The 21604-nt window shown below is 70.1% G+C and carries 20 protein-coding genes and 1 tRNA gene; 13 read left to right on the top strand and 8 right to left on the bottom strand.

Translation table 11 applies throughout. The features are described from left to right. The first annotated feature begins 252 nt into the window (after window positions 1–252). The 4 genes from QUY26_RS19285 to QUY26_RS19270 all read left to right on the top strand — a co-directional run bounded on the left by QUY26_RS19285 (window position 253) and on the right by QUY26_RS19270 (window position 4508). Window positions 253–885 carry a chemotaxis protein CheB gene (locus QUY26_RS19285; RefSeq protein ID WP_289948368.1) on the top strand — a complete coding sequence of 211 codons (633 nt, stop codon included), beginning with the start codon at window positions 253–255 and terminating at the stop codon, window positions 883–885. Next, on the top strand, window positions 882–2750 hold the full coding sequence (locus QUY26_RS19280; RefSeq protein ID WP_289948364.1) for a CheR family methyltransferase: 1869 nt from the start codon (window positions 882–884) through the stop codon (window positions 2748–2750). Before QUY26_RS19285 ends, QUY26_RS19280 begins: the two co-directional genes overlap by 4 nt. 184 nt (window positions 2751–2934) lie before the next feature. After that, window positions 2935–3798: a GAF domain-containing protein gene (locus tag QUY26_RS19275; protein ID WP_289948362.1), complete on the top strand. Its 864-nt coding sequence runs from the start codon at window positions 2935–2937 to the stop codon at window positions 3796–3798. Further along, complete coding sequence (locus tag QUY26_RS19270; RefSeq protein ID WP_289948361.1) at window positions 3795–4508, top strand: GAF and ANTAR domain-containing protein; 714 nt, start codon at window positions 3795–3797, stop codon at window positions 4506–4508. The genes QUY26_RS19275 and QUY26_RS19270 overlap by 4 nt, the downstream gene beginning before the upstream one ends. A gap of 241 nt (window positions 4509–4749) precedes the next feature. Here QUY26_RS19270 and QUY26_RS19265 read toward each other — a convergent pair whose 3' ends face one another. Beyond that, window positions 4750–5472, bottom strand: coding sequence for a DUF5324 family protein (locus QUY26_RS19265; RefSeq protein ID WP_289948359.1), 723 nt, complete (start codon window positions 5470–5472; stop codon window positions 4750–4752). A 286-nt stretch (window positions 5473–5758) separates the two neighbouring features. Between QUY26_RS19265 and QUY26_RS19260 the strand changes: the two genes are divergently transcribed. Both QUY26_RS19260 and QUY26_RS19255 read left to right on the top strand, forming a co-directional pair. After that, complete coding sequence (locus QUY26_RS19260; protein ID WP_289948358.1) at window positions 5759–6292, top strand: peptidylprolyl isomerase; 534 nt, start codon at window positions 5759–5761, stop codon at window positions 6290–6292. A gap of 133 nt (window positions 6293–6425) precedes the next feature. Then, window positions 6426–7322 (top strand): rhomboid family intramembrane serine protease, encoded by an 897-nt coding sequence (locus QUY26_RS19255; RefSeq protein WP_289948357.1) that lies wholly within the window; start codon window positions 6426–6428, stop codon window positions 7320–7322. A 433-nt stretch (window positions 7323–7755) separates the two neighbouring features. On the opposite strand, the gene crgA is transcribed toward QUY26_RS19255, so the two are convergent. Next, window positions 7756–8010, bottom strand: coding sequence for a cell division protein CrgA (gene crgA / locus QUY26_RS19250; RefSeq protein WP_289948354.1), 255 nt, complete (start codon window positions 8008–8010; stop codon window positions 7756–7758). Window positions 8011–8158: 148 nt separating this feature from the next. Between crgA and QUY26_RS19245 the strand changes: the two genes are divergently transcribed. Genes QUY26_RS19245 through QUY26_RS19220 form a run of 6 tightly spaced genes read left to right on the top strand, consistent with a single transcriptional unit; the run spans window position 8159 to window position 12442 of the window. Further along, a complete protein-coding gene (locus QUY26_RS19245) occupies window positions 8159–8932 on the top strand; it encodes a DUF881 domain-containing protein (RefSeq protein WP_289948353.1) in 774 nt (257 codons plus the stop codon). A 21-nt stretch (window positions 8933–8953) separates the two neighbouring features. After that, window positions 8954–9643, top strand: coding sequence for a class E sortase (locus QUY26_RS19240; RefSeq protein ID WP_289948352.1), 690 nt, complete (start codon window positions 8954–8956; stop codon window positions 9641–9643). Window positions 9644–9694: 51 nt separating this feature from the next. Further along, entirely contained in the window at window positions 9695–9856 is a 162-nt protein-coding gene (locus QUY26_RS19235; protein ID WP_289948351.1) for a hypothetical protein, read from the top strand. Beyond that, on the top strand, window positions 9853–10503 hold the full coding sequence (locus QUY26_RS19230) for an aminodeoxychorismate/anthranilate synthase component II (protein WP_289948350.1): 651 nt from the start codon (window positions 9853–9855) through the stop codon (window positions 10501–10503). The genes QUY26_RS19235 and QUY26_RS19230 overlap by 4 nt, the downstream gene beginning before the upstream one ends. Further along, window positions 10434–11648, top strand: coding sequence for a class E sortase (locus tag QUY26_RS19225; protein ID WP_289948349.1), 1215 nt, complete (start codon window positions 10434–10436; stop codon window positions 11646–11648). Before QUY26_RS19230 ends, QUY26_RS19225 begins: the two co-directional genes overlap by 70 nt. Window positions 11649–11674: 26 nt before the next feature. Continuing rightward, window positions 11675–12442: a class E sortase gene (locus tag QUY26_RS19220; RefSeq protein WP_289948347.1), complete on the top strand. Its 768-nt coding sequence runs from the start codon at window positions 11675–11677 to the stop codon at window positions 12440–12442. 149 nt (window positions 12443–12591) lie between these two features. On the opposite strand, the gene pknB is transcribed toward QUY26_RS19220, so the two are convergent. From pknB to QUY26_RS19190, 6 genes are all read right to left on the bottom strand, one after another. After that, window positions 12592–14634: a Stk1 family PASTA domain-containing Ser/Thr kinase gene (gene pknB, locus QUY26_RS19215; RefSeq protein WP_289948345.1), complete on the bottom strand. Its 2043-nt coding sequence runs from the start codon at window positions 14632–14634 to the stop codon at window positions 12592–12594. Window positions 14635–14805: 171 nt separating this feature from the next. Next, on the bottom strand, window positions 14806–16269 hold the full coding sequence (locus tag QUY26_RS19210) for a peptidoglycan D,D-transpeptidase FtsI family protein (RefSeq protein ID WP_289948342.1): 1464 nt from the start codon (window positions 16267–16269) through the stop codon (window positions 14806–14808). Beyond that, window positions 16266–17678, bottom strand: a complete 1413-nt coding sequence (locus QUY26_RS19205; protein WP_087884992.1) for an FtsW/RodA/SpoVE family cell cycle protein — start codon at window positions 17676–17678, stop codon at window positions 16266–16268. The genes QUY26_RS19210 and QUY26_RS19205 overlap by 4 nt, the downstream gene beginning before the upstream one ends. 26 nt (window positions 17679–17704) lie before the next feature. Continuing rightward, a complete protein-coding gene (locus QUY26_RS19200; protein WP_436840363.1) occupies window positions 17705–19297 on the bottom strand; it encodes a Stp1/IreP family PP2C-type Ser/Thr phosphatase in 1593 nt (530 codons plus the stop codon). 128 nt (window positions 19298–19425) lie between these two features. Further along, the gene (locus QUY26_RS19195) at window positions 19426–19932 is read right to left on the bottom strand and encodes an FHA domain-containing protein FhaB/FipA (protein ID WP_030360578.1); all 507 of its coding nucleotides are present in this window, start codon (window positions 19930–19932) and stop codon (window positions 19426–19428) included. 10 nt (window positions 19933–19942) lie between these two features. Beyond that, a complete protein-coding gene (locus QUY26_RS19190) occupies window positions 19943–20836 on the bottom strand; it encodes an FhaA domain-containing protein (RefSeq protein ID WP_289948333.1) in 894 nt (297 codons plus the stop codon). 665 nt (window positions 20837–21501) lie between these two features. Between QUY26_RS19190 and QUY26_RS19185 the strand changes: the two genes are divergently transcribed. Then, window positions 21502–21588: transfer RNA gene (locus tag QUY26_RS19185), tRNA-Leu, on the top strand. Window positions 21589–21604 lie beyond the last annotated feature (16 nt).

The raw sequence follows: 21604 nt of genomic DNA, 5'->3' as shown, positions 1-21604 counted from the left end.
CGGGTGCGCACGGCCGGTTGGGCCGCATGGCGTAAGGGCGGGAGGCCCAGGGCGCGGGGCGGCGCGCGGGCGGTGCCCCCGGGAGGGGGTGCCGGGTGCCGGGTGCGGGGGTGTCCACGGGAGGGTGAACGGCCGGGTGCGTGGACGCTCGCGGCGCCGCGTAGGTGCGCCCCGCACACATTCGCGCCACCGCACCCGGGTTTCTCAGCCGTGTCGGCCCTCCGGGCAACCGCCCGCGCTAGGCTCGACGGCGTGACGGCTCATCAGCCGGCGGAGCAGCCGTCGTACGCGGACCCCGAGGGCCCGGAGGCCTCCTTCTCGGTGGTGGCCATGGCCGCGTCGGCCGGTGGCGTGCACGGTGTGGCCGTGGTGCTCGACGCCCTCGGCCCCGAGTTCCCGGTGCCCGTCCTCCTCGTCCAGCACCTGGACCCCCGCCACCGCACGGTCATCGCCGAGGTGCTCGGCCGGCGCACCGGGCTGAACGTGAAGCTCGCGGAGCAGGACGAGCCCGCGCTGCCGGGCACCGTGTACATCGCCCCGCCCGACCGGCACCTCCTGGTGGACCCGGCGGGCGCCCTCACCCTGTCGAGGAGCGCGCTCGTACACTTCGTACGCCCTTCGGCCGACCTGCTGTTCGAATCGGTGGCGGGTGCGTACGGACACCGGGCGATCGCCTGCGTCCTGACGGGGACGGGCCGGGACGGGGCGACGGGCGTCACCGCGGTGAAGTCGCGCGGCGGCACCGTCATCGCGCAGGATCCAGGATCGGCCGAGTTCCGAGGCATGCCCGAGGCTGCCGTGGGTACGGGCGCAGTGGACTTCGTGCTACCCCTGGAGGAGATCGCCGCGATCATCCGCGGGCTCGTCGAGGACAAGAGGCAATGATGGGTGACCTGCACGACGCGGAGACGGACGAGGAACTGGAGGAACTCCTCGGCTTTCTCCGGGACGCCCGCGGCTTCGACTTCACCGGATACAAGCGGTCCTCCCTGGGCCGCCGGATCCGCAAGCGGATGTCCGACGTCGATGCGGCGACGTACTCGGACTACCGCGACCGCCTGGAGACCAGCGCGGACGAGTTCGGCGCGCTGTTCAACACGATCCTGATCAACGTCACCTCGCTCTTCCGCGACCCGGACGCGTGGACGTTCCTGCAGCGCGAGATCCTCCCCGAGATCCTCGCCGACAAGGAGCCGCAGGAAGAGATCCGGGTGTGGAGCGCGGGCTGCTCCAGCGGCGAGGAGGCCTACTCCCTGGCGATCATGTTCGCCGAGTCGCTGGGCGTCGAGGAGAGCCTCAACCGCATCAAGATCTACGGCACGGACGTCGACGAGGAGGCGCTGCGGGACGCCCGCTCCGCCCTCTACAGCGCCAAGTCCCTCGAAGCGCTGCCCGCGGAGCTGCGCGAGAAGTACTTCGAGCAGAACGGCGCCCAGTACAGCTTCCGGCCCGACCTGCGCCGCCGGGTCATCTTCGGGCGGCACGACGTGACCCGCGACGCCCCCATCTCCCGCCTCGACCTGCTGGTCTGCCGCAACACGCTGATGTACTTCAACGTCGAGGCGCAGACCCAGATCGTGGACCGCTTCCACTTCGCGCTGCGCGAGAGCGGCCATCTCTTCCTCGGCAAGGCGGAGATGCTCCTCAACGACGCGGACCGCTTCGAGGTGGTGAGCATGCGCCAGCGCGTCTTCCGGCGCCGGCCGGGCGAGGCCGGGCCGCCCTACCAGCCCGCGCCGCTGAAGATCAGGGCGATCGCGGGCGCGGAACAGCGCACGGTGGCGCGCAACCGGCAGACGCGCGACCTCATCCTCGACGCCATCCCGCTCCCGGCCGTCGCGGTCGACGCCGACGGCACCGTCGCGCTGATCAACAGCAGTGCCCGGGTGCAGTTCGCCCTCACCACCAACGACCTGGGCCGTCCCTTCCAGGACCTGGAGATCTCCTACCGCCCCGTCGAGCTGCGCTCCCTGATCGAGCAGGCGACGCACGAGCGCAGGACCCTGCGGGTCAACCGCGTCGAGCGGCGCGTGGGCGAGGACGTCCAGTTCTTCGACATCCTCATCCAGCCCCTCACCGGCCCCACCGGCCTCGCCGCGGCCACCATCATCACGTTCACCGACGTCACGGTCACCACCCAGCTCAAGTCCGAGATAAAGCGCGTACGCGAGGAGCTGGAGACGGCGTACGAGGAGCTCCAGTCGACGAACGAGGAGTTGGAGACCACCAACGAGGAGCTCCAGTCCAGCATCGAGGAGCTGGAGACGACCAACGAGGAACTCCAGTCGACGAACGAGGAGTTGGAGACCACCAACGAAGAGCTCCAGTCCGGCAACGAGGAACTGGAGACGATGAACGAGGAGATGCGCATCCGCAGCGAGGAGCTGGACGAGGCCCGCGCCTTTCTGGAAGGCGTGATGAGCAGCGTCGCCGCGGGCGTGGTGGTCCTCGACGGGGAGAAGCGGGTCAAGAGCTGGAACCGCGGCGCCGCCGAGCTGTGGGGCCTGCGCGCCGACGAGGTCGCCGACAAGGTGTTCTTCAAGCTCGACTTCGGGCTGCCCACCGAGGAGTTGAGGCCGGCCATCCAGGCGTGCATCGACACCGGAAAGCGCACCGACACGGCTGCGGTCCGCGCTGTGAGCCGCATCGGCCGGCCCATCGTGTGCAACGTGGTGTGCTCGCCGTTCGACGGCCATCACGGGGGCGTGGTGCTCCTCATGGAGGAGGCTCCGGACCGCTCCGCCGGCTGACGTGGGCGATCTCGTACGGGATCGGTAGTCGCGCTCCTGCCAGCGCGCGTGCCGCCGGGGCCACGCATCCCCTGGCCCGATGGCGTCCAGGCATCCCCTGGCCCGATGGCGTAGTCCCAGCCATCGGGTGGAGAAGCCCGAAACCGCCTCCTCCGGGGCAACTACCGGGCGTACGCTGCTGGATATGACCACGGGCGATGGCGCCGCCGAGCACGCGGCAGCAGCATGGAGCCGTGCCGCACGGGCGCGGGAGCGCGCACGAAGCGCCGAGGAAGCCGCCGAGCGGTACGAACGGAAGGCGGCGGAGTCGGGGAGCGACGTGTACGTGCAGATGGCCACGATGCTGCACTCCACGGCAGGCTGCCACCGCTCGTCGGCACGGCTTCAGGAGGCCTTCGCGCACAAGCTCACGGGCTGGCAGCAGGGAGAGGGGGCCAGGCCGCGGTTCATGACCGGCGTCGCCGAGGCGTGCGGCACCAGCAGCGCGGCGCTCACGCTGGTCGACGCCGACCACAGCCAGCTCGCCGTCGCCGCGTCCAACGAGCCGGCGCGTGTCGCCCAGGACCTGGAGTTCATGCTCGGTGAGGGTCCCACCCGGGACGCCACGGCCAACTGCCGGCTCGTCGTCGCCTCGCGCGACGCGATCGAGCAGCGCTGGCCCTGCTACGGCCCCGCCCTCACCACGCTCGGGATCCACGAGGTCGTCGCCGCGCCCCTCGACACCACCGGGCGCTGCTTCGGCGCGCTCGCGGTGTTCGACCCGCGTCCCGGGCTCGTGGGCACCCAGGCGCTCACAGACATCGTCGGGGCGCTGGCCCGCACCGTGCTCCTCGACCCCGACGCCGACCCCGAGCTGTACGGCGGGACCGACCACCGGGAGATCGTGCAGCAGGCGGCCGGCGTGGTGTCCGTGCACATCGGCCGGCGCGTTGAGGACGCGCTGGCGCTCATCAAGGCCCGCGCCTTCACGCTCGGGGTGCCGTTGGAGACGTACGCGCGGGGAATCGTGACCGGCGAACTCGAGCTCACCCCGGAAGGGCCATCATGACCACGCCACAGCAACACCTGGCCGACATCTTCGTGGAACTGGCCGGAGGCAACTCTGACGTGCTGCTCGACCCTCCAGCCCTGCTCACCGCGCTCGCGGCGCACAGCAGGGAAATCGTCGGAGCCCGTGCCTGCGGTGTCCTGCTCGCGGCGGGCACCGGGTCCGGGGAGGTCTACGCGTCCCAGGACGAGGCCAGGGAACTGGTCCTGGACGCGCACCATCGCGACCAGGGGCCCGGCCCGCACTGCTGGGCCACCGGGGCTCCGGTACCCAGGACCGACCTGAGGGGCTCCGTCGTCCGCCATCGCTGGCCGCACTATGTGCCTCGGGCCCTCGCCCTCGGCTACACGGAGGTCGCGGCGCGGCCCCTGCGCGGGCGCGATCAGGTCATCGGCGCGCTGGTGCTCTTCGGCAGCGAGGACGCGCCGCTCACCGACGAGGCGCTGATGCTCGGCCAGTCCCTCGCGGACATCGTGGCCATCGTGCTGCTGCGGGACCTGGAGCTGAGCCGCAGCCGCACCCTGGCCGGTCAGCTGGAGCACGCCCTGACCAGCCGCCTCATCATCGAGCAGGCCAAAGGCGTGCTCGCGGCCCAGCGGTCGCTGACCATGGACGAGGCCTTCGGGATCCTCCGCGGGCACGCGCGTGGACGGCAGCGGAAGCTCGCCGCGGTGGCGCGGGAGGTGGTGGAGGGGCGACTCGTCCTGTGAGCCGCCTCCGTACCACCGGTGTTCTGTTCCTCCGTGCTCACCGCTGAGCACGGGGTTCCTCCGTACCTCCGCTGAGCACGGGGCTTTGCTGAGCACGCGGCGCTGCTGTGGCCGGCCACGGGGCTGTTCACGTGTCCACGGGGCTGTTCACGGGCTCGGTGGGCCGTGGCGGGCGGTGCCGCGGAGGCGGTCACGCACCCGCCGGGCCCTAGGGCGGTCACACACCCGCCGGCCCCCGGGCTCAGCCCCGCTCTTCGCGCCCCTCCGCCTCGGCCTCGGCCTGCTTGGCCTGGACCTCGGGGTCGAGGGACGCCTGGGCGCTGCCGTCGACCGACGTGAGCGGTGTCCGGTCGGGGACCTCCGTGGCCGCGGGGGGCTCGACCAGCCAGTCCGGGTTGGCCTGTTTGTCCCACCACTTCCACACGGCGAAGGCTCCGGCCGCGAGCGCGCCGAGGACGGCGAGCCGCTTGGCGAGGCGTCCGGCGCGGGCGCGGCGTTCGCCCCGGCGGGCCAGTTGCTCGATCTGCGCGGGCGAGACCTGTCCGCGCAGCGCGGCGAGCGCCGCCGCGCCGCGGGCGGCGGCTTCCTCGCGGACGGGCCCGGCCGCGGCCACGGCGTGCTCGACGCGGGGCTTTGAGAAGTCGGCGGCCTGGCGGGCGGCCCTGCGGGTGCGGACGGCGGCCTCGTGCGCCGCGTGGTCGACCTTCGGCGGCACATGGCTGCGGGCCTGCTCCACACGCGGTGCCACATGCGCGTCGAACTGGGCGCGGGCCTGATCGGCGGCCGTGTGGGCGGCGTGCGACACCTTCGGCGCGAGCCGTGCCCGGGCCTCCTGCGCCAGGTGCGCGGCCTTGTCCTTGGCCTCGGCCGCCTTGTCCGCGTACGGGGTCACCGCGTCCGCGGCGTGCCGCACGCTTTCCTTCGCCGAGTCGGCCGCGGCGCGCACGCTGTCTTTGCGGGTCACGGGATCCTCCTCCTTGGTGGCGTATAGGTATGTCACCTTTCCACCCTTACCGGGATCATGCCTGCCGGGTGGATCCGGGGCATGTGAGGGCGGGCATCCGGGTCATCGGCGGCTCCTGTGGAATCGACCCGTGCGCTACGGCGTGAACGCGCCCAATTCGGTACGAGCGGAGCTTGTCGACGACAATGCCACGGATCCCCGTGGTGCGCGCCCAGTCGGTGGCTACTCGTCCCAATCCGGTCCGTGCGAGGATCGGAGGGTCACAGAGGACAACGGAAGGCAGATCGTGGCCGAGCAGCTTTACGCCACCCTGAAGACCAACCAGGGCGACATCGAGATCCGGCTTCTGCCGAATCACGCGCCCAAGACGGTCAAGAACTTTGTTGAGCTCGCCCAGGGCGAGCGCGAGTGGGTGCACCCCGCGACCGGCAAGAAGTCGACGGACAGGCTCTACGACGGCACCGTCTTCCACCGCGTGATCAGTGGCTTCATGATCCAGGGCGGCGACCCGCTGGGCAACGGCACCGGTGGCCCGGGCTACGAGTTCGAGGACGAGTTCCACCCGGACCTGGCCTTCGACAAGCCCTACCTGCTCGCGATGGCCAACGCGGGACCGGGCACCAACGGCTCGCAGTTCTTCGTCACGGTGGCGCCGACGGCCTGGCTGACGCGCAAGCACACCATCTTCGGCGAGGTCTCCACCGACGCCGGCAAGAAGGTCGTGGACGTCATCGCCGGCACCCAGACCAACCCGCGCACCGACCGCCCGGTCAACGACGTCGTGATCGAGTCCGTCGTCATCGAGACGCGCGAGGGCTGAGCGCCGCCGCGAGCTCCGGGCGCGCCCGCGCGGCGCACCCGTGAGGGAACCAAACCGCCCCGCCCATCCGTAAAGGAAGGGCGGGGCGGCGCGTTCGCCACGCCGCCTTCGTACGGAGAATGAGGGGACCGCAATGGACCAGGCGCCAGGCAGCCCGCAGGAGCCGCGGGACGCGCAGGGCCCGCCGACGTGCTACCGGCATCCGGACCGGGAGACCGGCATCACCTGCACGCGCTGCGAGCGGCCGATCTGCCCCGAGTGCATGATCAGCGCCTCGGTCGGCTTCCAGTGCCCCGAGTGCGTCCGGGGCGGCTCGGGCACCGGGCACTCGCCCGCGGCCAGTCAGCCGCGCACGCTCGCGGGGGGCACCATCGCCCAGGACCCCCGACTGCTCACGAAGATCATCCTGGCGATCAACCTGCTGGTGTTCGTCGCGGTCCGGGTGCGCGGTGACAGTCTGCTCGGCGACCTTGTGCTGATCGGCGAGTGGCCGCCGCACCCGTTCGTGCCGACCGAGGGCGTCGCGGACGGCCAGGCGTATCGCCTGGTCACGTCGATGTTCACGCACCAGGAGATCTGGCACATCGCGTTCAACATGCTGGGCCTGTGGTGGCTCGGCGGCCCCCTGGAGGCGGCCCTCGGCCGGGCCCGGTACCTGACGCTCTACCTGCTGTCCGGCCTCGGCGGCAGCGCCCTCACCTATCTCCTCGAGGACGCGAGCAAGGCCTCCCTCGGCGCCTCCGGCGCGATCTTCGGCCTGCTCGGCGCGACGGCGGTCCTGATGCGGCGCCTGAACTACGACATGCGCCCGGTCATCGCGCTCCTCGCGCTGAACCTGCTCTTCACCTTCACCTGGAGCGGCATCGCCTGGCAGGCCCACGTCGGCGGTCTGATCGCGGGGGTGGCCATCGCGTACGGCATGGTGCACGCCCCGCGCGAGCGGCGGGCCCTGGTGCAGTGGGGGACGTGCGCGGTGGTGTTCGCGGTGATCGTGGTGGTCGTGGTGCTGCGGACGGCGCAGCTGACCTGAGGTGTGGCGGTGGCCCAGGGGCGCCTGAGGTGTGGCGGTGGCCCAGGTCACCCGATGTGCGTCAGGTGCCCAGGTCACCCGATGTGCGGTGGCCGGTCCCCGCGTGACGTGCGTGGACCGGCGTGCGCACCCGTGTTGTCCACAGTCTGTGCCCGATCTTGTGCACGAAGTGGGGAACGGGTGTTCCGCGTGTCGCCGGTCCGGGTTTTCCCAGGCAGGGCAAGGGGTGCGCGGGCCGGTGCGGGGCGGTGGGCCAGTCACACCGGCGTCAACCTTCTGAGAGTTATCCACAGATCTTCAGACCTTTCCCCAGGTCTGTGGATGGCGATGCTCGCGCTGTGGATAACTCAGGCCACGGCTTGCGGACGGGCTCCGTTTCCGCTTCCGCGGTACACATGTGCCCGCCCGCCGTGCCCTCAGCCGCGTGGAACCGTTACTTCCACTGCGTGGAGACGCCGAACCCGGCCGCGATGAAGCCGAAGCCGACGACGATGTTCCAGTTGCCCAGCGGGTCGATCGGCAGCTTTCCGTCCGTGACGTAGAAGACGACGATCCAGGCCAGGCCGATCAGGAACATGGCCAGCATCACCGGAGCCACCCAGCTGCGGCTGGTCAGCTTGATGTTCGTCGCCTTCTTCGACGGCGGCGTGTAGTCGTCTGCCTTCTTGCGGATACGTGACTTCGGCACGAGGGTCTCTCCTGTCGATGCGCTGCGTGGCCGCGCAGGGAACGGGGTGTGACGCGGGGCTGGTTCTTCGGCGCTACGGTGCGCGAAGTCCTCCCCCGGGCGTCCGTTAGCGTAGTGCTTCCGCGGCGGTGAAGGAGATAAGGGTACGTTGAGCAATTCTGCCGACTTCCCCGGAGGCACCGGTCGAGGCCGCCGGTGGCGCCCGGTGCGGCTCCTCACGATCGCTGTCTTCGCCCTCGCCGGCCTCATCTTCGTCACCAGCTTCAACACGGCCAAGGGCACCAACATCCGTACCGACGCCTCCCTGTTGAAGCTCTCCGACCTCATCCAGGAACGCAGCCGCGAGAACAAGGACCTGGAGGATTCCAACGGCTCCCTGCGCGGCGACGTCGACTCCCTGGCCCAGCGCGACAGCCCCGGCAGCAAGGCCGATGACGCCCGCCTGAAGGCCCTGGAGAAGAACGCCGGCACCCGAAAGCTCAGCGGCGACGCCGTCACGGTCACCCTCACCGACGCCCCGCCGGACGCCACCGCCAAGCTCCCCGGCTACCCCGAGCCGCAACCCAACGACCTGGTCATCCACCAGCAGGACCTGCAGGCCGTGGTGAACGCGCTCTGGCAGGGCGGCGCCGAGGGCATCAAGGTCATGGACCAGCGCCTGATCTCCACCAGCGCCGTCCGCTGCGTCGGCAACACCCTGATCCTCCAGGGCCGCGTCTACTCACCGCCGTACAAGGTCACGGCCGTCGGCGACCCGGACAAGCTCAGGAAGTCCCTCGCGGCCTCCCCGGAGATCCAGAACTACATGCTGTACGTCAACGCCTACGGCCTCGGCTGGAAAGTCGACGACGACGGGGCGGTGACTCTTCCCGGCTACTCGGGCACAGTGGATCTCCACTACGCGAAGCCTGTGGAGCAGTAGCCCCTGGGGGACCCCGTGCCGGTGCGAGTGATCGTCAGGACGCTCAGCGAACTGTGCGTCACCGTCGGGACCGTGATCGTGCTGTTCGTCGTGTACGTCCTGTTCTGGACCGGCGTGAAGGCCGACCGCGCGATGGACAGCCAGATCGACCAGCTTCAGGACCAGTGGGCGCGGCAGCCGGTGGCAGCCCAGGGCTCGGGCCGGGGCGCGGACGCCGCGCCGCCGGAGCCCGCCGCGTACCGGGACGGCAAACCCTTCGCCGTGATGTACATCCCGCGCTTCGGTTTCACGTGGAACAAGCCCGTGCTCCAGGGCACCGCCACCGGCACCCTCAAGAAGGGCCTCGGCCACTACGCGCGCACCGCCCAGCTCGGACAGAAGGGAAATTTCGCCGTCGCGGGGCATCGCCGCACCTACGGCGACCCCTTCAAGGACTTCCCCGAGCTGCGCCCCGGCGACGCCGTCGTCCTGACCGACGGGACGACCTGGTTCACGTACCGCATCGACAAGAGGCCGTACCGCACCCTGCCCGCCGACATCGGTGTCATCGACCCCGTCCCGCGCAAATCCGGCTACCGCGAGCCCGGCCGCTACCTCACCCTCACCACCTGTGAACCCGAGTGGGGCCACAGCCACCGCCTGATCGCCTGGGCCCACCTCGACGCCACCCAGCCCGTGGAGGCCGGGAAACCGGAGGCGCTGCGCCGTTAGTCTGGTGCCGAACGGCGACGGCTTGTGGCGCCGGACGACGGAAGGGACGGCATGTACGGCTGGATCTGGCGGCATCTGCCCGGGAACACTTGGGTGAAGGCGCTGCTCTCGCTGCTGCTCGTCCTCGCGGTCGTCTATGTGCTGTTCCAGTACGTCTTCCCCTGGGCGGAGCCGCTGCTGCCCTTCAACGATGTGACGGTGGACGGCCAGTGAGCTCCAGCAAGAACGCCCGCATTCTCGTCGTCGACAACTACGACAGCTTCGTCTTCAACCTCGTGCAGTACCTGTACCAGCTGGGTGCCGAGTGCGAGGTCCTGCGCAACGACGAGGTCGAGCTGCGGCACGCCCAGGACGGCTTCGACGGCGTCCTGCTCTCGCCGGGACCCGGCACGCCCGAGCAGGCGGGCGTCTGCGTCGACATGGTGCGCCACTGCGCCGCGGCCGGCGTGCCCGTCTTCGGCGTCTGCCTCGGCATGCAGTCCATGGCGGTGGCGTACGGCGGTGTGGTGGACCGGGCGCCGGAGCTCCTGCACGGCAAGACCTCGCCGGTCACGCACGAGGGCAAGGGCGTCTTCGCGGGCCTGCCGTCCCCCTTCACCGCCACCCGCTACCACTCCCTTGCCGCCGAGCCCGCCACCGTCCCGGCCGAGCTGGAAGTGACCGCCCGCACGGCCGACGGCATCATCATGGGCCTGCGCCATCGCGAACTGCCCGTCGAGGGCGTCCAGTTCCACCCCGAGTCGGTCCTCACCGAACACGGCCACCTCATGCTCGCCAACTGGCTGGCGGAGTGCGGGGACACCGGGGCCGTCGCCCGGTCGAGCGGGCTCGCGCCGGTGGTGGGCAGGGCTACGGCGTGACCGCGGGGGCGCGCGGGGGCGCCGACGGGGCGGGGGAGCATCCGTCGCCGTGGTTCCGCGTGGCGTCGCTGTCGGGGGAGGCGGAGGCGGTTGCTCAGGGCGGGGGCGCCTCGCAGGCCGAGGTCGACCCGCAGGTGGGGGTCGTTCCGCAGGCCGAGGCTGTCCCGCAGGTGGAGGTCGCCCCGCAGGGGCCCGTGCCGGTCGACGACGAGACCATCGGGCTGCGGACGGCGGACACGCGCCGAATAGTCGGTGCGTCGGGTGCCGCCTCACCCTCGGGTGCGGCCCCAACCTCGGGTACCGCCCCGCCCACAGGTGGACGTGCCGCCCGCCGCAAGGCCGCCAAGCACAAGGGCCGTCGGGGTACGAAGCCCCCGGCCACCGCGTCCGGGTCGGCCGCGGCCACGCCCCCCGCCGAAGCGGAGCGCCCCCTCACCCGCGTCGAGGCCCGCCGCGCCGCCCGTGCCGCGAAGCCGGGCCCGGCCACCGTGGCCAGCCGCGCCATCGGCGAACTCTTCATCACCATCGGCGTCCTGATGCTCCTCTTCGTCACGTACCAGCTGTGGTGGACGAACATAAGAGCCCAGCAGCAGGCCGACGCGGCCGCCCGCAAGCTCCAGGAGGACTGGGCGAAGGGCAAGGGCAAGCCGGGGGCCTTCGAGCCCGGCCAGGGCTTCGCGCTGCTGCACATCCCGAAGCTGGACGTCGTCACGCCGGTCGCCGAGGGCATCGACAAGCACAAGGTCCTCGACCGGGGCATGGTCGGCCACTACAACAAGGGCGGCACCAAGACCCCGATGCCGGACGCGAACCCCGGCAACTTCGCGCTCGCCGGTCACCGCAATACGCACGGCGAGCCGTTCCGGTACATCAACCGGCTCAAACCGGGCGATCCGATCGTCGTCGAGACGCAGAACAAGTACTACGTCTACAAGATGGCGAGCATCCTGCCGCAGACCAGCCCCGGCAACACGGCGGTCCTCGATCCGGTGCCGCCCGGCTCCGGCTTCACGAAACCGGGCCGCTACATCACACTGACCACCTGTACCCCCGAGTTCACGAGTAAGTACCGAATGATCGTGTGGGGCAAGATGGTCGAAGACCGGCCACGCGACAAGGGCAAGCCACCCGCGTTGGTCGACTAGCAGCTGAGACGGACGGGGCAGACGCAGTGGCAGCCACCACCGAAGAGGACGAGCAGGGGCGGGCCTCGGAGCGGACCGAGGAGTCCGCGCCGCAGCCCGAGCCGAAGCCCGCGCCGCGGCAGCGCGGCCGTGGCCGGATCGCGACGGCGGTCAGTGTCTTCGGCGAACTCCTCATCACCGCGGGCGTGATCCTCGGCCTGTTCGTCGCGTACTCGCTGTGGTGGACCAACGTCATAGCGGACCGCGAGGCCAAGAAGCAGGGCAACCGCGTCCGCGACCACTGGGAGGCCAAGGGTCCCGGCCCCATCGACACCAAGGACGGCATCGGCTTCCTGCACGTGCCCTCGATGAGCGGCGGCGAAATCCTCGTCACCAAGGGCACCAACCCCAAGACCCTCAACCACGGCGTCGCCGGCTACTACACGGACCCCATCAAGTCCGCCCTGCCGCAGGACGACAAGGGCAACTTCACCCTGGCCGCCCACCGCGACGGCCACGGCGCGAAGTTCCACAAGATCGACAAGATCGACGAGGGCGACCCGATCGTCTTCGAGTCCCGCGACAAGTGGTACGTCTACAAGGTCTTCAAGACCCTCCCCGAGACCTCGAAGTACAACGTCCGCGTCCTCGACCCCATCCCGAAGGAATCGGGCGCGAAGAAGGCCGACCGCTACATCACGCTCACCACGTGCACGCCTGTCTTCACCTCGAACTACCGCTATGTGGTGTGGGGGAAGCTGGAGCGGGTCGAGAAGGTCGACAACAGGCGGACGCCGCCGCGGGAGCTGAGCTGATCCGGGACGTCCCGTCCGGCGGCCACGGACGACGGGCTTGAACCAGCCGAGGGCGCGACCCGGAGCGCGGACGAGGGCCCCGGCACCAGAAGGTGCCGGGGCCCTCGTCCTTGTCCGCTGTACCGCCGTCCGCTGTACCGCCGGAGGCGTCAGTCCCGCCCGTGCCGGCCGAAGCCGGTGGCGCCCTCGATGAAGCCGCCGCCGCCGTTGCCGTTGCCGCCGCCGTTGTCGTTGCCCTGGTCGCCGCCGGAGCCGCCGGTGGTCACCAGGTTGATCGCGGTGCCGGACGGGACCTTCTGGCCGCCGCTCGGCGTGGAGAGGACCACACGGGCGTCGTCGTCCTGCGGGCCCGTGATGTTGCCGACGGTGAGATCGGCGTCCTCGATGGCGTCACGGGCGTCCTCGAGGGTCTGGCCGCCGACGGTCGGGACGGTGGCCTCCTCCGGCTTCTCCTCCTTGGCCTTCTTGGCGACCTGGACGGTCACCGTCGAGCCGGGGTCGACCTCGGTGCCGGACGCCGGGGAGGTCTGGATGACCTTGCCCTCCTCGACGCTGTCGCTCTCGACGTCCGAGCGGACCGGATTCAGGCCGTTGTCCTCAAGCTGCTTCTTCGCGGCTTCCCAGGTCTGACCCGAGACATCCGGGACCGGGGTCTGGGTCTTCTCCTTGGCCACGCTCAGCGTGATCGTGCTGCCCTTCTGCCGCTCCGTGCCGGACGTCGGGTCCTGTTCGAGTACGCTGCCCTTGGTCTCCGGGGACTCCACCGACTTGGTCTTGACGACGAAGCGGTACTTGGGGCCTTCCAGCTTCTCGGTGGCTTCGTCGACGTCCATGCCGATGACACTCGGAACCGCCACCTTCGGCGCCCCCGTCGACACGACCACATTGATCGTGTCGCCCTTCTCGCCCTTGGAGTCCGCGCCGGGGTCCTGCGAGCAGATCTCCCCCTTGGGGTACTTCTCGCAGGGCTTGCGCTCGGAGACCTTGATCGTCAGGTCGACGTTCTTCGCGGAGGTCTGGGCGTCGGACAGCTTCGTACCGACGAAGTTCGGCACCGTGACGGTGTCGTTGTTGCCGCTGCTGCCGCTGAACGCCCACTTCCCGATGAGGATCGCCCCCACCAGGACGAGCACGCCCGCGGCGACCAGGAGGATCGTCGAGGTGTTGCTCTTCTTCTGGCCGCGGCCGCGCCGTCCCCCCTCGTCGTAGCCGTCGTCCGGGTTGACCGGCGGCATCATCGAGGTCTGGCCGTGGCCGGGGCCGCCGTGCTGCGGGCGGAGCATGGCCGTGGCCTGGTCGTCCGGGTGGCCGCCGTAACCGACGGCGCCCATCGCGGCGGTGGCCGCGACGGGCTGGCCGTCGAGGCAGGCCTCGATGTCGGCGCGCATCTCGTCGGCCGACTGGTAGCGGTAGTCCGGGTCCTTGGTGAGCGCCTTCAGGACGATCGCGTCCATCTCGGGCGTGATCTCGTTGTCGAAGACGCTGGGGGCCTGGGGCTCCTCGCGGACGTGCTGGTACGCGACCGCGACCGGGGAGTCGCCCACGAAGGGCGGCCGGACGGTCAGCAGCTCGTAGAGGAGGCAGCCCGTCGAGTACAGGTCCGAGCGCGCGTCGACCTGCTCGCCCTTGGCCTGCTCGGGGGAGAGGTACTGGGCGGTGCCGATGACCGCGGCGGTCTGCGTCATCGTCATGCCGGACTCGCCCATCGCACGGGCGATGCCGAAGTCCATGACCTTGACCTGGCCGTTGCGCGTCAGCATGACGTTCGCGGGCTTGATGTCGCGGTGGACGATCTGGTTGCGGTGCGAGTACTCCAGGGCCTGGAGGATGCCGATCGTCATCTCCATGGCGCGCTCGGGCAGCAGCTTGCGCCCGGAGTGCAGCAGCTCGCGCAGCGTGGAGCCGTCGACGTACTCCATCACGATGTACGGGATGGAGACCCCGTCGACGTAGTCCTCGCCGGTGTCGTAGACCGCGACGATCGCCGGATGGTTGAGCGAGGCGGCCGACTGGGCCTCACGGCGGAACCGGGCCTGGAACGACGGGTCGCGGGCGAGGTCGACTCGCAGCGTCTTCACCGCCACGGTGCGGCCGAGGCGGGTGTCGTGCGCGAGGTAGACCTCCGCCATCCCGCCGCGGCCGAGCACCTGGCCCAGCTCATACCGCCCGCCGAGGCGACGCGGCTCTTCCATAGCTATTCCCAGCCCTCTCCGTCGGTCCCGACCGCACCGTGTTGCGCGGTCCGGCGGTGTGCTGTCCGGGCATACCGTACCCGGCTCGCCTGACGTGACCCGGTCGCAACCGTCACCTGATACAGGACCGGTATCGCAACGTGCACCGATGTGGAGGGGTCGTGACAGGGGTCACTTCTTGCTGTCGATGACCGCCTTCATCACGTCCCTCGCGATCGGCGCCGCGAGCCCACCACCGGAGATGTCGCCACGGCTGGCGGCACTGTCCTCGACGACCACGGCCACGGCGACCGGGGAGCCCGAGTCGGTCTTGGCGTAGCTGATGAACCAGGCGTACGGGTTCTTGCTGTTGTTCAGACCGTGTTGCGCGGTACCGGTCTTGCCGCCCACTGTGACGCCCGGGATCTTGGCCTTGGTTCCCGTGCCCTCGTTCACGACGGTCTGCATCATGTCCTGGAGCTTCTGCGCGTTCTCCTTGGACAGCGGCTCGCTCATCTCCTTGGGCGAGTGCTTCTCGATCACGTCGAGGTTCGGCGCCTGGAGCTCCTTGACCATGTACGGCTCCATCAGGGTGCCGTCATTGGCGATCGCGGAGGTGACCATCGCCATCTGCAGCGGCGTCGCCGCGGTCTCGAACTGGCCGATGGAGGACAGCGCGGTCTGCGGCTTGTCCATCTCCTCGGGGAAGACGGAGGCGTTGGAGCGGACCGGGACGAACTGCTCCTCGTTGAAGCCGAACTTCTCGGCCGTCTCCAGCATCTTGTCCTTGCCGAGGTCCGAGCCGATCTTGCCGAAGACCGTGTTGCAGGACACCCGCAGCGCCTCGCGCAGCGTGGCGTTCTTGCAGGGGATGTTGCCCTCGTTCTTCAGCTCGGTCGTGGTGTTCGGCATCGTCCAGGGCAGCGGGGACTTCGTCTTCTCGTCTGGCTCCGTGTACAGGCCGTGCTCCATCGCCGCCGCGGCCGTGACCACCTTGAAGGTGGAGCCGGGCGGGTAGGTCTCGCGCAGCGCGCGGTTCAGCATCGGCTTGTCGCGGTCCTTGTCGAGCTTCCCGAAGGTCTCGGCCTCGGCGTTGGTGTTGCCGGCGAACTTCGAGGGGTCGTACGAGGGCGTCGAGGCCAGCGCGAGGATCGCGCCCGTCGAGGGGTCTATGGCGGCGACCGCGCCCTTGCCGAGGCCCTTCAGGCCGTTGTACGCGGCCTTCTGCGCGTCCCGGTTGAGCGTCGTGACGACGTTGCCGCCCTCCTTCTTCTTGCCGGTCAGCATGTCGAGGCTGCGGCGGAAGAAGAGCCGGTCGTCGTTGCCGGTGAGGATGCGGTCCTCGATGGACTCGATCTGGGTGGCGCCGATGCGCTGCGAGGCGAAGCCGGTCACGGGCGACCACATGGGCCCGTTCTTGTAGGTCCGCTTGTACTTGAAGTCGTCGCCGTCGACCTTCTGCGAGCCGGTGATGGCCTTGCCGTCGACGATGATGTCGCCGCGCGGCTGGGCGTACCGCTCGATGGGCACGCGGCGGTTCATCTCGTGCTCGGCGAGGTGGTCGGCCTTGACGTACTGCAGCCAGTTGTCGCGGACGAGCAGCGCGAGGACGAGCAGGCCGCAGAAGATCGCGATGCGGCGCAGAGGCTTGTTCACGGCCGTACCACCTGGGTCATCTCGGCGTCGGGGTTCGGGGCGGGCGACGGGGCCGGGCGGCGCGCGGTGTCGCTGATGCGCAGCAGGATGCCCACCAGCGCCCAGTTCGCGATCACCGAGGAACCGCCGTACGCGATGAACGGCATCGTCATACCCGTCAGCGGGATCAGGCCCATGACGCCGCCCGCGACGACGAAGACCTGGATGGCGAAGGCGCCGGACAGGCCGACCGCGAGCAGCTTGCCGAACGGGTCGCGGGCCGCGAGCGCCGTGCGCACACCGCGCTCCACGATCAGGCCGTAGATCAGCAGGACGGCCATGATCCCGGCCAGGCCCAGCTCCTCGCCGTACGTGGCGAGGATGAAGTCGGAGTTGGCGGCGAAGCCGATGAGGTCGGAGTGGCCCTGGCCGAGGCCGGTGCCGAGGGTGCCGCCGGAGCCGAACGCCATCATCGACTGGGCGATCTGGTCGGTCCCGGTCGACGCGATGACTTCCTTGTTGAACGGGTCGAGCCAGGCGTCCACACGGACCTTGACGTGCGGCTCGAAGGAGGCCACGGTGACGGCACCGATGGCCGACATCAGCAGACCGAAGACGATCCAGCTGGTGCGCTCCGTGGCCACGTACAGCATCACGATGAACATGCCGAAGAACAGCAGCGACGTACCGAGGTCGGTCTCGAAGACGAGGATCAGGATCGACATCGCCCACACGGCCAGGATCGGGCCGAGGTCACGCCCGCGCGGCAGGTAGAGGCCCATGAAGCGGCGGCTGGCGAGGGCGAGGGCGTCCCGCTTGACCATCAGGTATCCCGCGAAGAACACCGCGATGACGATCTTCGCGAACTCGCCGGGCTGGATCGAGAACCCGCCGACGCGGATCCAGATCTTCGCGCCGAAGACGTTCATGCCGAGGCCGGGCACCAGCGGCAGCAGGAGCAGCAGGATCGAGGCGACCATGGAGATGTACGTGTACCGCTGCAGGACCCGGTGGTCCTTGAGCAGCAGCAGTACGCCGACGAACAGCGCGATGCCGACCGCGGAGTAGAGCAGCTGATTGGGCGCGGCCTCGGAGAAAGTGGGCCGCGCTTGGAGCTTCTCCGACTGGTCGAGCCGCCAGATGACCACCAGGCCGAGGCCGTTGAGCAGCGTGGCGAGGGGCAGCAGCAGCGGGTCCGCGTACGGCGCGAACTTGCGCACGACGAGGTGCGCGACGCCCGCGAGCAGGCCGAGGCCCAGGCCGTAGCCGAGCATGCCGGGGGGCAGCTCGCCGGAGATGGCGAGGCCCACGTTCATGTAGGCGAACAGTGGGATGACGACGGCGAACACCAGGAGCGCGAGCTCGGTGTTGCGCCGGCTCGGCGCACCGATGGCGCCGATCGTCGACGTTTGTGTAGTGCTACTGCTCATGGCGTGCAAGGGCCCCCAACGGCTGCTTACTGCTTACCGCACTGCGGGACCAGATCCTTCTCCTGCTGGGAGAGGCTGGGGCCGGGTGTGGGAGTCGGTGCGGTGGTGGACTTGGACTGGTCGTCCTTGGTGCTCGGGTCGTCCGCGGCGCGGAAGCTCGCGTTGCGGAAGTCCGGCTTGGAGGTGTCGGCCGGGTCGGGCTGGCCCTCCTGGCCGCCCGCCTCGCCCTCACCGGGCTTGGCGTTGTCGTTCTTCTCGCGCTCGCGCTTTTCCTTCTCGCGGTTCTCCCGCTCGATCGCGCGCCGCTCGGCGTCCTTCTTGCACGCCGACGCCTGCAGGCCCAGCTCGCCGATCTTCTTCTCCGCGTCGTCGAGGTTGCCCTCCTGGATCGTCGACTCGACCTGCTTGCGCTGGTACGGCGGCAGGTACTTGAGTTCGATCTCGGGGTGGTCCTTCTCGACCTTCGACAGGCTCACCCAGGCGAGGTCCTGGTCGATGCCGCGGTAGAGCGCGACGTGCTCGTCCTTGGTGCCGACGTAGTACTGCGTCTGGGTCCAGCGATAGCCGCCGTACAGGCCGCCGCCGACGACGGCGAGGGCCAGCGCGATGTACAGCGATCTCTTCAGCCACTTCCGGCCGCCGCCGGGCTTCACCAGGTCCTCGTCGCCGTACGCTCCGAAGGAGCCGCCCTCGGGGGCGTACCCCGGAGTGCCGTCGCCGCTTCCGGGCGGGCCGAAGCCGCCTCCGGAGGGGGGCGGCGTCTGGCGGCCGAGGCCCGAGGCGCGGCCCGCGGGCGTCTGCATGGCGCCGTCGTCGTTCGCCTGGAGCTGGTTCTCGGCGACCGCGCCGACCACCACGGGGGTGTCGGAGAGCTGGCCCGCGAGGGTGTCGCCGGTGTCGATGTCCAGGACGTCGGCGACGATCACCGTGATGTTGTCGGGGCCGCCGCCGCGCAGCGCGAGCTGGATCAGCTCCTGCACGGTCTCCTGGGGGCCCTGGTAGCTGGCGAGGGTGTCCTCCATCGTCTGGTGGGACACGACGCCGGACAGGCCGTCGGAGCAGATCAAGTACCGGTCGCCCGCGCGGACTTCACGGATCGACAGATCCGGCTCCACGTGGTCGCCGCTGCCGAGCGCGCGCATCAGGAGCGAGCGCTGCGGATGCGTCGTCGCCTCCTCCTCGGTGATGCGGCCCTCGTCGACGAGCCGCTGCACCCAGGTGTGGTCCTGCGTGATCTGCGTGAGCACGCCGTCGCGCAGCAGATACGCGCGCGAGTCGCCGACGTGCACGAGGCCGAGTCGCTGCCCCGTCCACAGCAGGGCGGTGAGCGTCGTGCCCATGCCCTCGAGCTGCGGGTCCTCCTCGACCATGAGGCGCAGCTGGTCGTTGGCCCGCTGCACGGCCGTGCCGAGCGAGGTCAGGATGTCCGAGCCGGGGACGTCGTCGTCGAGCGTGACGAGCGTCGAGATCACCTCGGAGCTGGCGACCTCGCCCGCGGCCTGGCCCCCCATGCCGTCGGCGATGGCGAGGAGACGCGGACCGGCGTAACCGGAGTCCTCGTTCCCCTCCCGGATCATGCCTTTGTGCGATCCGGCGGCGAAGCGCAGTGACAGACTCATGCGCACCTCGCCCGTCGGCTCCGGGTACATCCGCACGGTGCCCACCCTCCGGTCGGGAGCGCGCTGGCGTCCAAGTCCTGGACCGCGTCGGCTCGCTCGCTCCGCTCGCCCTCATTCATGATGTAGCACTACTTCCGCAGCTCGATGACGGTCTTGCCGATGCGGATCGGCGCGCCCAGCGGAACGGGCGTCGGAGTGGTCAGGCGGGTCCGGTCGAGATACGTGCCGTTCGTGGACCCGAGATCCTCGACGATCCACTGGCCGTCACGGTCCGGGTAGATCCTGGCATGCCTGCTGGAGGCGTAGTCGTCGTCCAGCACGATGGTCGAATCGTGTGCCCGGCCCAGCGAGATCGTCTGCCCCTGGAGTGCGACGGTGGTGCCCGTCAGGGTGCCCTCCGAGACGACCAGCTTGGTGGGCGCGCCACGACGCTGGCGGCCGCCGCTCTGCTGGCGCTGTGGCGGCGGCGCGGCCTGCTGGCGGGCCGCCTGGCGGCCGCCCTCACGGCGCGAACCGCGCTGGGTGACGCGCGTACCGAACAGGTCGCTGCGAATGACCTGGACGGCCACGATCACGAACAGCCACAGAACGGCCAGGAAACCCAGCCGCATGACCGTCAGGGTCAGCTCTGACATTGCCCCCGCTTCACCCTTCGGCTTGCCGGTAAATGATGGTGGTGCTGCCCACGACGATCCGCGAGCCGTCGCGGAGCGTAGCGCGGGTGGTGTGCTGCCCGTCTACCACGATGCCGTTGGTAGACCCGAGATCCTGGATCGTCGAGGGCGTTCCGGTCCGGATCTCACAGTGCCGGCGCGAGACGCCGGGGTCGTCGATCCGCACATCGGCGTCGGTGCTGCGACCCAGCACCAGCGTCGGGCGGGAGATCTGATGGCGGTTGCCGTTGATCTCAATCCAGCGCCGCACTTGCGCGCCCGGGGAGCCGGAGCCCGGCCCCTGCGGCCGCGCTGCCGCCGGAGCGGCGCCGCGGCCCGCACCCGCGCCGGGAGGCGGCGCGGCGGGCATGGGAGGGGCGCCCGAGGGGCCCTGTGGGTAGCCGTAGCCGCCGCGGGGGCCCTGGCCCGCGCTCGTGGGGCCGCCGCCGGGGGCGCCGGGCCCGCCGGGGCCCGCGGGGCCGCCGGGAGCGGGGTCGGGAGTCTGGGAGGTGCTGGACGCGAGCGTGCGGCTGCGCACCCGGTAGAGGCCCGTGTCCAGGTCCTCCGCCTTCTCCAGGTGGACCTTGATGGGGCCCATGAAGCTGTACCGCTGCTGCTTCGCGTACTCGCGCACCATGCCGGAGAGCTCGTCGCCGAGCTGTCCGGAGTACGGGCTCAGGCGCTCGAAGTCGGGTGCGCTGAGCTCCACGATGAAGTCGTTCGGAACGACGGTCCGCTCGCGGTTCCAGATCGTCGCGTTGTTGTCGCACTCGCGCTGCAGGGCGCCGGCGATCTCGACGGGCTGGACCTCGGACTTGAACACCTTGGCGAAGGTGCCGTTGACCAGACCTTCGAGTCGCTGCTCGAACTTCTTCAGGACTCCCATGGGGCACCTCCTCCGTCGTTGTCATCCTCGTACTGCTTACTGATCGTATCCACGCGCCGGGAAATCAGGTGGTTCCCCCTGTCCGCCCGGACCACGAGTGTCGCCCCTCACAAGGCATGCCCGCACTGGTCTTCCGCGATCCTCAGGGTTCCCTCAGGGGTGTCCCGGGGCTCCGCCCGGGTTCGCTCCACCGATCCTCGGGGATCGGTCAGGGCTTCCCGCGGGAACCGTCCTGAGTCCCGCGTCGGAGGCTTCGCCGACGGCCCGGTCCGGGCTCGCTCCGCGCCTGGTGCCGCGCTCCGCTCGGGGCTGATGCGCTCCTCCTGGGCTCCTCCTGGGCTCCTCCTGGACTCCTTGTGGGCTCCTTCCAAGTTCCCGGGGCGGGCCTGGCTCGGGCCTCCTCCTACTTCCTCTTACCAGGGATCGTAGAGGGGGTCCCACGACAGTGTCCCGCACGCGGCTGTGGACCTAGGAGGAGGACTTGACGTCCGCGTTGGTTGCGTCGGGCGGGTGGTTCGGTCGGTCCCTTTCGAGTCCGCCCCGGTCGGGGGCGGGGCGGGTGCCCCCCGAATACGGATGTGAATCCACCCTCTCCAGCGTGCTAATCTTCTGGATGTCGGCAGGCGCTCGCACCAACAAGTGAGAGACCCAAAGACAGCACCCATGCGCGGGTGGCGGAATAGGCAGACGCGCTGGATTCAGGTTCCAGTGCCCGAAAGGGCGTGGGGGTTCAACTCCCCCCTCGCGCACCACGACGAAACGGTCGTC

It is taken from the genome of Streptomyces flavofungini (genome assembly GCF_030388665.1).
In the GTDB taxonomy this organism is placed as follows: domain Bacteria; phylum Actinomycetota; class Actinomycetes; order Streptomycetales; family Streptomycetaceae; genus Streptomyces; species Streptomyces flavofungini_A.
This window is presented reverse-complemented; position numbering and strand designations above follow the sequence as displayed.

Bases quoted from the DNA above. Each gene is read 5' to 3' on its own strand.
- QUY26_RS19280 (WP_289948364.1), top strand. From the start codon at position 882: ATGATGGGTGACCTGCACGACGCGGAGACGGACGAGGAACTGGAGGAA.
- QUY26_RS19275 (WP_289948362.1), top strand. From the start codon at position 2,935: ATGACCACGGGCGATGGCGCCGCCGAGCACGCGGCAGCAGCATGGAGC.
- QUY26_RS19270 (WP_289948361.1), top strand. From the start codon at position 3,795: ATGACCACGCCACAGCAACACCTGGCCGACATCTTCGTGGAACTGGCC.
- QUY26_RS19255 (WP_289948357.1), top strand. From the start codon at position 6,426: ATGGACCAGGCGCCAGGCAGCCCGCAGGAGCCGCGGGACGCGCAGGGC.
- QUY26_RS19235 (WP_289948351.1), top strand. From the start codon at position 9,695: ATGTACGGCTGGATCTGGCGGCATCTGCCCGGGAACACTTGGGTGAAG.
- pknB (WP_289948345.1), bottom strand. From the start codon at position 14,634: ATGGAAGAGCCGCGTCGCCTCGGCGGGCGGTATGAGCTGGGCCAGGTG.
- QUY26_RS19205 (WP_087884992.1), bottom strand. From the start codon at position 17,678: ATGAGCAGTAGCACTACACAAACGTCGACGATCGGCGCCATCGGTGCG.
- QUY26_RS19200 (WP_436840363.1), bottom strand. From the start codon at position 19,297: ATGAGTCTGTCACTGCGCTTCGCCGCCGGATCGCACAAAGGCATGATC.
- QUY26_RS19195 (WP_030360578.1), bottom strand. From the start codon at position 19,932: ATGTCAGAGCTGACCCTGACGGTCATGCGGCTGGGTTTCCTGGCCGTT.
- QUY26_RS19190 (WP_289948333.1), bottom strand. From the start codon at position 20,836: ATGGGAGTCCTGAAGAAGTTCGAGCAGCGACTCGAAGGTCTGGTCAAC.